At 71.9% G+C, this 13305-nt stretch carries 14 protein-coding genes; 4 read left to right on the top strand and 10 right to left on the bottom strand.

Features of this window, described 5'->3' with window-relative positions; translation table 11 throughout:
• Positions 1-82: 82 nt before the first annotated feature.
• The 3 genes from ACFWRV_RS31385 to soxR form a co-directional block, all read right to left on the bottom strand.
• Positions 83-757: a response regulator transcription factor gene (locus ACFWRV_RS31385; RefSeq protein WP_384339301.1), complete on the bottom strand. Its 675-nt coding sequence runs from the start codon at positions 755-757 to the stop codon at positions 83-85.
• 125 nt (positions 758-882) lie between these two features.
• A complete protein-coding gene (locus ACFWRV_RS31390; protein ID WP_384339302.1) occupies positions 883-1392 on the bottom strand; it encodes a hypothetical protein in 510 nt (169 codons plus the stop codon).
• Positions 1393-1798: 406 nt separating this feature from the next.
• Complete coding sequence (soxR, locus tag ACFWRV_RS31395) at positions 1799-2266, bottom strand: redox-sensitive transcriptional activator SoxR (RefSeq protein WP_384339303.1); 468 nt, start codon at positions 2264-2266, stop codon at positions 1799-1801.
• A 113-nt stretch (positions 2267-2379) separates the two neighbouring features.
• On the opposite strand from soxR, the gene ACFWRV_RS31400 reads away from it, so the two are divergent.
• Entirely contained in the window at positions 2380-2841 is a 462-nt protein-coding gene (locus ACFWRV_RS31400) for a MaoC family dehydratase (RefSeq protein WP_384339304.1), read from the top strand.
• A 19-nt stretch (positions 2842-2860) separates the two neighbouring features.
• Here ACFWRV_RS31400 and ACFWRV_RS31405 read toward each other — a convergent pair whose 3' ends face one another.
• The 3 genes from ACFWRV_RS31405 to ACFWRV_RS31415 form a co-directional block, all read right to left on the bottom strand.
• Positions 2861-3499, bottom strand: coding sequence for a TetR/AcrR family transcriptional regulator (locus tag ACFWRV_RS31405; RefSeq protein ID WP_384339305.1), 639 nt, complete (start codon positions 3497-3499; stop codon positions 2861-2863).
• An 85-nt stretch (positions 3500-3584) separates the two neighbouring features.
• The gene (locus ACFWRV_RS31410) at positions 3585-3875 is read right to left on the bottom strand and encodes a YiaA/YiaB family inner membrane protein (protein ID WP_384339306.1); all 291 of its coding nucleotides are present in this window, start codon (positions 3873-3875) and stop codon (positions 3585-3587) included.
• A gap of 89 nt (positions 3876-3964) precedes the next feature.
• Positions 3965-5116: an acyl-CoA dehydrogenase family protein gene (locus tag ACFWRV_RS31415; RefSeq protein ID WP_384339307.1), complete on the bottom strand. Its 1152-nt coding sequence runs from the start codon at positions 5114-5116 to the stop codon at positions 3965-3967.
• A gap of 76 nt (positions 5117-5192) precedes the next feature.
• On the opposite strand from ACFWRV_RS31415, the gene ACFWRV_RS31420 reads away from it, so the two are divergent.
• Together ACFWRV_RS31420 and ACFWRV_RS31425 are read left to right on the top strand one after the other, a co-directional pair.
• Positions 5193-5879, top strand: a complete 687-nt coding sequence (locus ACFWRV_RS31420) for a TetR/AcrR family transcriptional regulator (protein ID WP_384339308.1) — start codon at positions 5193-5195, stop codon at positions 5877-5879.
• Positions 5880-6212: 333 nt separating this feature from the next.
• Positions 6213-7175 (top strand): DMT family transporter, encoded by a 963-nt coding sequence (locus ACFWRV_RS31425; protein WP_384339309.1) that lies wholly within the window; start codon positions 6213-6215, stop codon positions 7173-7175.
• A 15-nt stretch (positions 7176-7190) separates the two neighbouring features.
• Here ACFWRV_RS31425 and ACFWRV_RS31430 read toward each other — a convergent pair whose 3' ends face one another.
• Both ACFWRV_RS31430 and ACFWRV_RS31435 read right to left on the bottom strand, forming a co-directional pair.
• Positions 7191-8270 (bottom strand): zinc-binding dehydrogenase, encoded by a 1080-nt coding sequence (locus tag ACFWRV_RS31430; protein ID WP_384339310.1) that lies wholly within the window; start codon positions 8268-8270, stop codon positions 7191-7193.
• A gap of 77 nt (positions 8271-8347) precedes the next feature.
• Positions 8348-9742 carry an aldehyde dehydrogenase family protein gene (locus ACFWRV_RS31435; RefSeq protein WP_384339311.1) on the bottom strand — a complete coding sequence of 465 codons (1395 nt, stop codon included), beginning with the start codon at positions 9740-9742 and terminating at the stop codon, positions 8348-8350.
• Between the two features lie 297 nt (positions 9743-10039).
• On the opposite strand from ACFWRV_RS31435, the gene ACFWRV_RS31440 reads away from it, so the two are divergent.
• Complete coding sequence (locus ACFWRV_RS31440) at positions 10040-10537, top strand: DinB family protein (protein ID WP_384339312.1); 498 nt, start codon at positions 10040-10042, stop codon at positions 10535-10537.
• On the opposite strand, the gene ACFWRV_RS31445 is transcribed toward ACFWRV_RS31440, so the two are convergent.
• Both ACFWRV_RS31445 and ACFWRV_RS31450 read right to left on the bottom strand, forming a co-directional pair.
• Positions 10452-11747 carry an MFS transporter gene (locus tag ACFWRV_RS31445; protein WP_384339313.1) on the bottom strand — a complete coding sequence of 432 codons (1296 nt, stop codon included), beginning with the start codon at positions 11745-11747 and terminating at the stop codon, positions 10452-10454. The genes ACFWRV_RS31440 and ACFWRV_RS31445 overlap by 86 nt on opposite strands.
• Entirely contained in the window at positions 11747-13189 is a 1443-nt protein-coding gene (locus ACFWRV_RS31450; protein ID WP_384339314.1) for a CitMHS family transporter, read from the bottom strand. The genes ACFWRV_RS31445 and ACFWRV_RS31450 overlap by 1 nt, the downstream gene beginning before the upstream one ends.
• Positions 13190-13305 lie beyond the last annotated feature (116 nt).

The following is a 13305-nucleotide window of genomic DNA, read 5'->3' on the forward strand; positions in this document are numbered from 1 at the left end:
GGTTGCCCGACGGGGGCGTTGGTTCACCCCGTGCCGCGCCCCGCGCCCCGCCTGGGGGGGGGGGGGGGCCGAGGCCCTGGCGTCAGATGTAGCCCTCGCGCAGGGCGTAGGCCACGGCGTGGGCGCGGTTGCGGAGATTCAGCCGGGTCGTCAGTTTGTACATGACGTCCTTGATCGTGCGTTCGGAGTAGCACAGCTCCGCGGCGATCTTCGCGGTGCCGAACCCCTCGGCGACCAGGCGCATGACCTCGACCTCACGGGGGGTCAGCCCATAGGTGGGGAAGCCCGGCCCTCCGCCCACGGCCGGGGACGCTCCCGTGCCCATCTGACGGATCAGCCGGCCCAGCAGGTCGGCCGGGAGGTCCCCGTCGCCGCGTGCGGCGGCCAGCACGGCCTGGATCAGCCGGTTCCTGGTGGCCTCGTGACGCCAGACGACGGCGCTGACTCCATAGCTCACCACTTCGTGGAACTCGTCGTCCTGCAAGGTGTCCAGCACCAGGACGGCCTTGGAACCGTCGCCGCCGACGGCCCTGCGCATCTGGGTCAGCGTGCCCTGGCTGAGTACGTGATCGACCAGGAGGATCACGCCGCCCGGACTCTTCCGCTCGCGGACCTCGATGCGCGCGTCCCGGTCCAGAGCGCTCAGCGCACCCTCCCGGGATATGGGGTCCCGGGCGTGTACCACTACGGGGACCCTCGGCTCGAATGGTTCCGGATGACGGTCCACAGAATTCACCGTTCTCACAGGGTTCGCCATTACCACGGGGTTGGCCATTCCCACCGGGTTCGTGCCGCCGGCTGAACTCGACAAAACCTGTACTCCCTGTCTGCACGCTCTGTTGTCACCGTCGAGCGGTTCGGTCCCCCGTGGTTTCGGCGCCGCTAATTGGTCGGGCAGGATTCCACCCCTGTCAGATTCCGGACGATGCCGGCCGCGAGCTGATGGCACGCGGTCGCGCTCAGCTCCAACTGGGAGGCCGCCTCGTCGAGGTGGCCGACGATGAGCAGGATCGCCTCGGCCTGGCGAGGGGTGCCCACCGGCCCGTCGTGCGACCGGCCGCCGCGGGCGGGCTCGCCTTCGCCCGGGTTGGCCTGCAAGGCACGGGCCAGGGCGTTGTTCACCAGGGAGGATGCGACCAGGACCGACGAGAGCCGCTCCAGGCTGGCGCGTCGGCCCGCGACGGCGGCGAACGTGCTGTTGTGCAGAGCGTTCAGCCGGACGAGAGCGGTGGCGGTCAGGTCCTGTGCGGCGAGCAGAAGCGGGCCGATGCGGCGGACGGCATCGGCTCCCGGGGTGTAGGAGACATCGCGAACGCGGACGTGGAGCGTCTCGAATTCACGGGCGAGGTGATGAAGTTGCCGTTCATGATGATGTAATTCGCTCGCTGACATGACGGCATGGCTCCAGAGGATCGCAGCGTCGATTTACACCAGCGTACTGATACCGATCCGGGACATTCCAGGAGTGCCGACAGAACGGCCAGAAAGAAATTGATCAGATATCAGCCAGACGCCCCGCGGTATCACGCCATGCCCCACGGGACCGGAAGAGGTTCCCTTTCCCCGCTGTTTGTTTGGCGCTGGATCCCTTCCGATTCGAAGCCGGCGCCGGTGCGGGAAATCGGCGCGCCCCACCGCCCGACCGCGCCGGGGACCGCCCGTGGCTGCCCGGACAGCCGATCGGGCTGACCGTTTCTGCCCGTTTCGCTCGACCGGCCGGCGGGGCCGGAGCCACGTTCACGCGCCACCGATCCGGCCGGTCGGCGCGGGCTCTTCTGGCCGGTCCTTGTGACGACGCTCAGGAACTCTGCTTGCGCTCGGGCATCAGACGGGAACCGGTGATCCGCTCGCCGGTGATGTCGTCGGGGTTGGAGAGCACACAGGTCTCCAACGACAGACAACCGCACGCGATGCAGTCGGTCAGATGGTCGCGCAAGCGGTGCAACTGCCCGATGCGCTCGTCCAGTTCCTTGCGCCACGCCTCCGAGAGACGGGCCCAGTCCTCACGGTTCGGCGTGCGCTCCTCGGGCAGTTCGGCGAGCGCGTCCCGGATCGTGGCCAGCGGGATGCCGACGCGCTGGGCCGCCCGGACGAACGCGACGCGGCGCAGCGCGTCCCGCGAGTAGCGGCGTTGGTTGCCACTGGTGCGGCTGCTGCTGATCAGGCCCTTGGACTCGTAGAAGTGCAGGGCCGAGACGGCGGCGCCGCTGCGCGCCGAGAGCTGGCCGACCGAGAGTTCGTGGAGCGTCTGTGGGATCTGGGGCACCCCTCAAACCTACTGCCATGTCGTTGACAGGAGGGCGCCGCACAACGATGCTGAGCAAGCGCTTAGACATCGCGCCGGACAGCGCGTCGAGCCGGAAGGCAGGGACCGGGAACATGGCAGAGCCGAGGATCTTCACGTCCGCGCAGGAGCTGCGGGACGGAGTGGGCGAGGAGCTGGGGCACAGCGACTGGCTGGAGATCGAGCAGAAGAGGATCGACGGGTTCGCCGAGGCGACCGGCGACCATCAGTGGATCCACGTGGACCCGGAGCGGGCGAAGGACGGGCCGTTCGGCACGACCATCGCGCACGGCTATCTGACGCTCTCGCTGCTGCCCGCGCTGGTGCCGCAGGTGATGCGGGTCGAGGGCATGAAGATGGGCATCAACTACGGCACCAACAAGGTCCGTTTCCCCTCGACCGTCCCGGTCGGCTCGCGGCTGCGGGCCACGGCGGTGCTGCGGGACGTGACGGAGGTGGGCGGCGGCGTGCAGGTCACGGCGGTCGTCACGGTCGAGCGCGAGGGCAGCGAGAAGCCGGCCTGTGTCGCGGAGTCGGTGTCCCGCTACTACTTCTGATCCGGTCCCGGTCCCGGTCCTACTTCCGACGCGGGGCCGTACGGGCCCCGACCATCCGCAGGACGAGGCCGGCGTACAGCTCGCCGACCTCGTCGGGGGTACGGCTGCCCTGGGCGTTGAACCAGCGGGCCACGTCGATGCAGAGCGACAGCACCGCGAGCGTGGTGCCGGGGACGTCGGGGACGTCGAACTCGCCGTCCCGTACCCCTTCGCCGATGATCCGGCGGACCACGGCGTCGCTCCTGCGCCGCAGCGCGACGATCTCGGTGCGGTGCTCCTCGCCCAGCGCGTCGAGCTCGTACTGCACGACCCGGGCGGTGGTGTGCCGCTCCGCGTGCCAGCGGACGAAGGAGCGGACCGCCCCGGCGAGCCGTTCGGCGGCCGTGCCGTCCCGGTCCGCCTCGGAGTCGAGGACGTACAGCGCCCGCTCGTGGCCGATCTTGCTGATCCGGTGGAGCAGCTCTTCCTTGGTCGCGAAGTGGATGTAGAGCGCGGCCGGGCTCATCCCGGCCCGGCCGGCGATGTCACGCGTGGTGGTCGCGTGGTACCCGCGCTCGGCGAAGGCGTCCACGGCGGCGACGAGGAGCCGCCTGGCCGCCTCGGGAGTGACCTCGCCCCACGGCGCGTCCTCGCCGCTCGTCTCCTCCGCCGTACTCATCGCCCAGGGCCCCTCTCCGTCAACAGGACGCACACCATACCCCGAACCTGAGCAAGCGCTTAGGGGTTGCCCCGATCCCTCCGGCTCAGAGCTTCTGGAAGGGGTCGTGCTCGGCGAGGATCTTCTCCAGCCGGGCCTGGTCCACCCGGCTGACGATCTGGCCGGCCTCCTGGCGGTCCCTGATCACCTTGGCGAGCGTGAAGCAGGACGTGACCAGATAGAGCACGCCGATGGCGAGGAATCCGCGCACCCAGGCGTCGGCGTCGAGGAAGAAGATACCGAAGGCGACCGCGCCGATCGCCACCATGAAGGAGGCGACGGCCTGGACGTAGAAGGCGGCGGTGCTCTGCTGCTTGACCGATGTCGTGTCACTCATGGGTTCAGCATCCGCCGACGTGGCGCACGCCACATCCGTGCCCGTACTCACGCCGGTACTCAGACAGCCGTACGACCCCGAGTACCGGCTCAGAAGGCGGAGACACCGGTCAGCGCACGGCCGATGATCAGCTTCTGGATCTGGCTGGTGCCCTCGTAGAGCGTCATCACGCGGGCGTCCCGCAGCAGCTTGCCGACCGGGTACTCGTCGATGTAGCCGTAGCCGCCGAAGACCTGGAGGGCGTTGTTGGCGCAGCGGACGGCGGCCTCGGAGGCGTACAGCTTGGCCTTCGACGCGGCGGTGGCGAAGTCCTGGCCCCGGTCGATCAGGTCGGCGACCCGCCAGGTCAGCAGCCGGGCGGCGTCCACGTCCACGGCGATGTCGCTGAGCAGTTCCTGGACGAGCTGGTGGCGGGCGATGGGCTTTCCGAACTGCTCGCGTTCGCCCGCGTAGCGCACGGCCGCGTCCAGGGCGGCCTGAGCGATGCCGACACAGCCCGCCGCGACCGACATGCGGCCCTTGGCGAGGGCGGACATGGCGATGGAGAATCCTTTGCCCTCGGGGCCGAGGAGGCCGGCCGCCGGTACCCGGACGTCCTCCAGCACCAGTTCGGCGGTGGCCTGGCCGCGGAGGCCGAGCTTGCCGTGGATGGTGCGGCGGGTGAGACCGGGGGTGTCGGTGGGGACGAGGAAGGCGGAGACGCCCCGGTGGCCGGGGGTGTCGTTCGTCCGCGCGAAGAGCAGGACGACGTCGGCCCAGGTGCCGTTGGTGATGAACATCTTGGTGCCGTTGATGACGTAGTCGCCGTCGTCGCGGACGGCCCTGGTGACGAGGTTTCCGGCGTCCGAGCCGGTGCCGGGCTCGGTGAGGCCGAAGCAGCCGATCGCCTCGCCCGAGGTCAGCCGGGGCAGCCACGCCTGCTTCTGCTCCTCGCTCCCCCAGGACGCGAGGGTCTTGGCGACCAGGCCGAGCGATACGGAGACGATGCCGCGCACCGAGGAGTCGCCGCGCCCCAGCTCCTCGGTGACCAGGCAGTAGGACAGATGGTCGCCGCCGGAGCCGCCGTACTCCTCGGGGACGGTCAGCCCGAGGAAGCCGAGAGCGCCGAGCTTCCGCACGATCGACCTGTCGACATTCTCGGCCCGGTCCCACGCGACGACGTGCGGGGCGACCTCGCGGGCGACGAAGTCCTCGGCCAGTTTCCGGACGGCTTCCTGCTCCTCGCTGAGCGCCAGGTCCATCGTGCGCCACCCCGCTTCCGACGATCGCTTAATTAGCACTGCTAGTTTCTGGTTCGCAGGGCCTACTATGAGCCGCATGGCCCGACCGCGCAAGCCCCTCCTCAGCCGAGACCGCATCGTCGTGGCGGCGAGCGCACTCGTGGACGGCGAGGGGCTCGACGCCGTCTCCACCCGCCGGCTGGCGGCCGTGCTGGGGGTCAGCGGGCCCTCGCTCTACAACCACTTCCGCAACAAGGAGGAGATCCTCGACGCCGTCGCCGACGCGGTCTCCGTACAGGTCGACCTGTCGATGTTCGAGGAGTCGGACCCGCGCGACTGGCGCGAGGCCCTGCACGACTGGGCGCTGTCCTACCGGGCCGCCCTCGCCGCGCACCCGCACATCGTCCCGGTCCTGGCCCGGGGCCCCGGCCGCCGCCCGGCGGGGCTGCGGGTCGCCGACGCGGTGTTCGGGGCGATGGTGGGGGCGGGGTGGCCGGCCGCGCAGGCCACCCGGATCGGGGCGCTGATGCGGTACTTCATCACCGGGTCGGCGCTGGGCTCGTTCGCCGGGGGTTTCGTCGACGACGAGACCGCCTACGACCCGGCCGACTACCCGCACCTCGGCCAGGCCCACCTGCTGGCCGACCACCGCCGCCAGGTCGACGAAGGGGCCTTCGAGACCGGACTGCGGGCCCTGCTGGACGGTCTGGCGCTCCAGTACGAGCAGTACGCGCGGGCGGGCGACGGCGCGGCGACGGCGCGGCCGGCGCCGAACCGTCCCTGACGCACGCCGGGCGCAGGGACCGTTCCCCGCGACCAGGACCGCACGACGCCACCGCCGTGCGCCTCGTGGACGGGCCGGGACTCCCTGGCGGTGGCACGGGGCGACCTCTCCGTGTCCCGGAAGCAAGGGTGCCGCCCATCCCGAGCACCGGTTCCGTCCTCAAACGCCGGACGGGCTGGGTGACGTCCTCGGGGGCTGGACGGGCTGGGTGGGACGGGGGTCGTCCCCGGACGCCGGACGGGCTGGGTGGGGAGACGGGCCCACCGGGCCGTCGATTGACGGGGATCGACAATTCGGTGGGGAGCGAAGCGTTTCGGCTCTACGGTCGTGGACATGACGACGACCCCGACACCGCTTCCGGTCTCCCCGCCGGCCCACCGCTGGCGCGCCCCCGCCGCCGCCTGCACCACCGTCGTGCTGTGGGCCTCCGCCTTCGTCTCCATCCGCAGCGCGGGCGAGGCCTACTCCCCCGGCGCACTGGCCCTGGGCCGGCTGCTGGCGGGCACGCTGGTGCTCGGGGCGATCCTCCTCGTACGGCGTGAGGGGCTGCCCGGGCGCGGCGCCTGGCGCGGGATCGTCACGTCCGGGGTGCTGTGGTTCGGGCTGTACATGGTGGCGCTCAACTGGGGCGAGCAGGAGGTCGACGCCGGCACGGCGGCGATGCTCGTGAACATCGGGCCGATCCTGATGGCCCTGATGGGCGCCCGCATGCTCGGCGAGGGGCTGCCGCGCCGCCTGCTGCTGGGGATGGGCATCTCGTTCTCGGGCGCGGTCGTCGTCGGCCTCGCGATGTCCGGGCACGGCAGCGCGTCCGTGCTGGGCGTGGCGCTCTGCCTGCTGGCCGCGGTGGCGTACGCGCTGGGCGTGGTGAGTCAGAAGCCGGCCCTCGCGCACGGTTCCTCGCTCCAGATCAACACCTTCGGCTGCCTGATCGGGGCCGTCGCCTGCCTGCCGTTCACCGGAGTGCTGGTCTCCGAGGCCGCCGACGCCCCGATGTCCGCCACGCTGAACATGATCTACCTGGGCGTCTTCCCGACCGCGCTGGCGTTCACGACCTGGGGCTACGCCCTGGCCCGGACCACGGCGGGCCGGATGGGCGCGACCACGTACGCCGTCCCGGCGATCGTCGTGCTCATGGCGTGGGTCCTGCTGGACGAGGTGCCGACCCTGCTCGGCGTCCTGGGCGGTGCGCTGTGCCTGGCCGGGGTGGCGGTCTCCCGGGGCGGCCGGCGGACCGGGCCCGCACCCGAGAGCCCGGCCCCGGCCGGTGTGGCCGTCCGCTCGAACACCCCCTAGAAGACGGGACGCGCCCTAGAAGACCACCAGCGCCCGGCCGCCCTTGCCCGCGATCATGTTGTCGAAGGCGGCGGGGATGCCGTCCAGGGCGATGTGCTCGGTGACCATCATCGACAGGTCGAAGCGGCCCGCGCGGATGTGCTCGGCGAGGACGGGCAGGTCGCGGGCCGGGTCGCTGTTGCCGTAGACGCAGCCCGTCAGGGAACGGCCCCAGTGGAAGATCTCCAGGGCGTTGAAGGTCACTTCCTGGTCCTTGCCGCCGATCCCGACGACCGTGGTGCGCCCGCCGCGCCGGGTGGACTCCCAGGCGGCCCGGATGGTCGCCGGCCGGCCGACGCACTCGACGGCGACGTCCGTGCCCTGGCCGCCGGTCAGCTTGCGGATCTCGCGCGGGGTGGTGGCGGAGGCGATGACGTAGTCGGTGGCCCCGGCCTGCCGGGCCAGCTCCTCCTTGGCCGGGGAGACGTCGACCGCGATGATCCGGGACGCGCCCGCGATCCGGGCGGCCTGCAGCACGGCGAGGCCGACGCCGCCGACCCCGAAGACGACGACGCTCTCGCCCTCGCGGACCCGGGCGCTGTGGTGGATCGCCCCGTAGCCGGTCAGGACCGCGCAGCCGAGGAGGGCGGCGTCGGTGAGCGGGATGCCTTCGGGGGCCGGGAGCACGCAGGTGGCGGCGACGACGGTCTCCTCCGCGAAGGCCGCGACGTTGAGGCCGGGGTGGAGGTCGGTGCCGTCGGCCGTACGGGCGTGGAGGTTGGAGACCCCTTTCAGGGCGTCGGCGCAGAGCCACACCTCGCCGATCCCGCAGTGGAAGCAGGCCCCGCAGGAGGGGGCCCAGTTGAGGACCACGCCGTCGCCGGGGGCCACATGCGTGACGCCCTCGCCGACCGCCAGGACCGTCCCCGCGCCCTCGTGGCCGAGGACGGCGGGCACCGGGACGCGCATGGTGCCGTTGGACAGGGAGAGGTCGGAGTGGCAGACCCCGGCGGCGGCGAGCGCGATGCGCACCTGGCCGGGGCCGGGCTCCGGCAGGACGATGTCGGTGATCTCCAGCGGAGCTCCGACGGCGGGCAGTACGGCGGCGCGGACCACGAACAGGCTCCTTGTACGGGAAGGGAGTTCCTCGTACGGGAAGGGGCGATCCCCGTACGAGGAAGGGTTACGGGGGTTCAGAACTGGAGCGACTTGGTCTGGAGGTACTCCGCCAGACCGTGCGGGCCCAGCTCGCGGCCGACCCCCGACTGCTTGTAACCGCCGAACGGGGCCAGCGGGTTGAACCGTCCGCCGTTGATGTCGACCTGCCCGGTGTCCATCCGGCGGGCGAAGGCCACCGCCTCCTCGTCGTCGGCGGCCCACACTGCGCCCGCGAGCCCGTACACGGTGTCGTTGGCGATCCGCAGGGCGTCGTCCACGTCCTCGTAACGGAGGATCGAGACGACCGGGCCGAAGATCTCCTCCTGGGCGATGGTCATGTCCGGAGTGACGTCGGCGAAGACGGTGGGGCTGACGTAGAAGCCGGTCTCCAGCGGCGCGTCCGGGCCGCCCGCGATCAGCCGGGCCCCTTCCTCGACGCCCTGGGTGATGAAACCGCGCACCCGGGCCTGCTGCTTGGCGTTGACGAGCGGGCCGACCCGCTCCCCGGGCACGTACTTGGTGACGGCGTTCGCCGCGAGCTCCACGGCCTCGTCGTACCGCTCGGCGTCGACGAGGATCCGGGTCCAGGCGCTGCACGTCTGGCCGGAGTTGGTCATCACGTTGGCGATGCCGACGTTGACCGCCTTGGCGAGGTCCGCGCCGGGCAGGATCACGTTGGCGGACTTGCCGCCCAGCTCCAGGGCGACGCGCTTGACGGCGGCCCCGGCGGTGGCGCCGATCTGCTTGCCGACGGCGGTGGAGCCGGTGAACGAGACCAGGTCGACGTCCTCGTGGGCGGCGAGCGCCTGGCCCGCGACCGGTCCGAGGCCGGTGACGAGGTTGAAGACCCCGGGCGGCAGACCGGCGGCCTCGGTGGCCTCGGCGAAGAGCTGGGCGGTGAGCGGGGTGTCCTCGGCGGGCTTGAGGACGACGGTGCAGCCCGCGGCGAGGGCGGGGGCGACCTTGGCGACGATCTGGTGGAGCGGGTAGTTCCAGGGAGTGATCGCGCCGACCACGCCGACCGGCTCCAGCAGCACGGTGGAGTTGCCGATCCGCTCCTCGAAGGCGTGGCGGGCGGCCAGTTCGGCGTACGAGGCGGCCACCAGCACGGGCACGGCCGCGTGGACCATCTGCGACAGGGGCAGGGGCGAGCCCAGCTCGGCCGTGATCGTCTCGGCCAGCACGTCCTTGCGGGCGGCCAGCGCGTCGGCCAGCGCGGTGAGCCGGGCGGCGCGTTCGGCGGGCGGAGTAGCGGCCCAGGCGGGGAAGGCGGCGCGCGCGGCCCGCACCGCCGCGTCGACGTCCTCGGCCGTCCCCGCGGGTACGTGGGCGATGACCTGCTCGTCGGCGGGGTTCACGACCGCGATCGTGTCCCGGCCGACGGCGGGCCGCCACGCACCGTCGATGTACATCTGGTCATGGGCCTTCATGGCTGTTCCCTCCCGGACGTGCTGTGCGGAGCGCCGACGCCGTGCGGCGGGCGCGGGGCACACGTCGCACCCGCCCAAACTAGCGCCGTTAGTTTTTCGGCGCCAGGGAGTCTCCCGAGACGCCGGTCACGCTGGACGCGTACGCCCCGGGGACCTCTACCCGCTTCCCGGGACGACCACCCGCGCTGCGGGCCGACGTGCCGAAACGGCACGAGCCCTTGCCCTGACGGCGGCCCGCCGGACAAGACTGGGACAAGGCGGACGCACCCGCACCGCGCCATCGACCGAGGAGGCACCATGACCGCCGCACCCCGCTCCCCACGCCGGGACACCCCGCCGCCCCGGACCGGCGGCAGCGAGGCGGAGGTGTTGCGCGGTTTCCTCGACTACCTGCGCGATTCAGTCGCCGCGAAGGTCGAGGGCGCGCCCGAGCCGGAGGCCCGGACCGCCCAGGTGGACTCGGGCACGAACCTGCTGGGCCTGCTCCGCCATCTGACCTTCGTCGAGCGGGCCACTTTCCTCGGGGACCGGGTCTCCGACTGGCCGTCGACGTTCCACGCCGCTCCCGGGGACGGCGTGGCCGAGGTCGTCGCCCGCTACCGGGAGGCGGTCGCCGAGGCGAACGCCGTACTCGACACGTGCACCGACCTCGGTGCGCCGCTGCCCCGCCCGCGGCCGGGCAAGCCGTCCCCCAGCGTCCGTTGGGCCCTCACCCATCTGATCGAGGAGACCGGGCGGCACGCCGGTCACGCGGACATCCTCCGGGAGCTGATCGACGGCTCGACCGGACGCTGACCGACGCGCCCGCGGGCGGCGGCTCCGTACGCCCCTCGCCGCGCAGCCCGAGTCCCGCCGCGCCCAGCAGCCCCACGCCGAGCAGCACGAACGGGGCCGCCACCCCCACCGCGCCCGCGATCAGGCCCGCCGCGGCGGGGGCGGCGACCTGGCCGAGCCGGTTTCCGGTCAGCCGGAGGGCGAGCGCGGTGGACCGGGCCCCGTCGGGGGCGGCCCGGACCACGGTGGTCATGGACAGCGGCTGGCCGACGCCGAGGCAGAAGCCGAGCGCGGCAAGCATGACGGCCAGGGCGGGGAGGGACACGGGCAGGGCGACGCCCGCGCAGAGGAGCCCGGCGAGCAGGCAGCTGGTGGTCAGCAGCGCCCGGCGGCCCAGCAGCCGCAGCAGCGGCGTCATCACCAGCCGGCAGGCGATCGTGGCGGCGGCCCGCAGGCTCAGCAGCAGCCCGACGGTGGCGGGCGCGATGGAGCGGTGCTCGCCGACGACCGGCAGGTAGGCGGTGAGGATGTCGGTGGCGGACAGCACCGCCATGCTGATGAGGATGCCCGCGGGCACACCGCGCGCGCCCAGGATCTTGCCGACCGGGACCTTGGGGCCGGGCTTCGGGCCGGAGCCGGCCGTCCGGCGGTGCTCGATCCGCCAGAGCGAGGTGAGGGCGACCGCGCAGACAGCGGCCGAGACGAGGAGCGCCAGCGCGCTCGTACGGCCCAGGGCGCCGCCCTGACCGGAGATGAGCGCGCCCGCGGCGACCGGGCCGATGAGCTGGCCGAGCGAGGCCCCGATGGTGAAGTGCCCGAAGTTGCGGTCCTGTTCGTCGGGCGCGGACTGCCGGGCGACGATCGACTGCGCGCCGATCACGAAGCACAGGTGGCCGAGGCCCATCACCCCGCTCCAGGCGGCCATCGCGGGCAGCGAGGAGACGATGCCGCTGAGCGCGCAGCCGCCGGAGATCAGGAGCACGCCGAGCGGCAGCAGGGGGGCGCAGCGGCCGTGGTCGGTGCGGCGGCCGAGCGGCACGGCGACGAACAGCGGGAGCAGGGCGTAGACCCCGGCGATGACGCCGATGGCCGCCTCGTCCGCGCCGAGCGCGAGGGCCCGGTAGGAGACGGCGGGCCGCGCCATCGACACCGCCCCCTGCGCGAAGGCGAAGGCGATGACGAGGCGCAGCAGCCAGCCCCTGCCGGGCCCGGGTCGCGAGCGGTCGGTCATCACATGATGCCGAAGAGGATGCCCGCACCGAGCACCACGAGCGAGGTGAGCACCGCCCACTTCACGGTGAAGCGGGTGTGGTCGCCGAACTCGACCTTGGCCATGCCGACGAGGACGTACACGGCGGGGACGAGGGGCGAGGACATGTGCAGGGCCTGGCCGGCCAGGGAGGCGCGGGCGATCTCCACGGGCGAGACCCCGTGGGCCGCGCCCGCCTCGGCGAGGACGGGCAGGACGCCGAAGTAGAAGCCGTCGTTGGACATGAAGTAGGTGAGCGGCAGGCTGAGCAGGCCGGTGACGATGGCCATGTGCGGGCCCATCGCCTCGGGGACCGTGCCGACGACCCAGTCGGCCATGTGCTCGACCATGCCGGTGCCGGTGAGGACGCCGGTGAAGACGGCGGCCGCGAAGACCATGCCGGAGACGTTGAGGACGTTGTCGGCGTGTGCGGCGATCCGGGCCCGCTGGTCGGGCATGTGCGGGAAGTTGACGGTGAGCGCGAGGGCCGCGCCGAGGAGGAAGAGCACCGGGATCGGCAGCAGTTCCATGATCATCGCCGTCAGCAGGGCGGCGGTGAGTCCGGCGTTGAACCAGTAGAGCTTCGGGCGGAGCGTGGACCGGTTCGGGTCGAGGCCCTGGAAATCGTCGTCGTCCCCGTCCGCCGGGTCGGCCCCGGCGTCAACACCCGCACCGCCCGCGGAGGCGGCGGCACCGTTGGAGGTGGCGGCGGTGTCCTTGCGGAGGCGGTCCTTGCCGCCGGTGCCGCCGGCGCCGGCGGACACGGTCTCCGGCTCGGGCTCCCGGGCGAGCGCCTCGTCGAGGGTGAGCATCCCCAGACGCTTGCGCTCCCTGATGCCGAGCACGTACGCCAGCACGAACACCGCGAGCAGCCCCATGGCCAGCGCGGGGATCATCGGCACGAAGATCTCGGAGGCGTCCAGCTTGAGGGCGGTGGCGGCGCGGGCGGTGGGGCCGCCCCAGGGCAGGGTGTTCATGACGCCGTTGGCGGTGGCCGCGACGCCGGTCATCACGACCAGGCTCATCTTCAGGCGTTTGTAGAGGGGATACATCGCGGAGACGGTGATCATGAACGTGGTGGAGCCGTCGCCGTCCAGCGAGACGATCGCGGCGAGCACCGCCGTACCGACGACGATGCGCATCGGGTCGGCCTGGCAGAACTTCAGAATGCCCCGGACGATCGGGTCGAACAGGCCGACGTCGATCATCACGCCGAAGTAGACGATGGCGAACATCAGCATGGCGGCGGTGGGGGCGAGGTTGCCGACGCCTTCGATCACGTAGTCGCCGAGCTGGGCGCCCTGCCCGACGGCGACACAGAACAGTGCGGGGATCAGTACCAGCGCCGCGATCGGCGACATCTTCTTCGTCATGATCAGGACCAGGAAGGTCGCGATCATGGCGAAGCCGAGGATTGTCAGCATGGGGGATACCTAACGTTCATCCTTGAACTCCCACCGGTCTCGGCGGTCGGTCCGGACGACGTTAGGGGCCTCCCCGAAGAGTTAACAAGACGTTGACGCGTGAGCAATACGAGCAA

Origin of the sequence: Streptomyces sp. NPDC058576, from assembly GCF_042718715.1 — a bacterium.
In the GTDB taxonomy this organism is placed as follows: Bacteria; Actinomycetota; Actinomycetes; order Streptomycetales; family Streptomycetaceae; genus Streptomyces.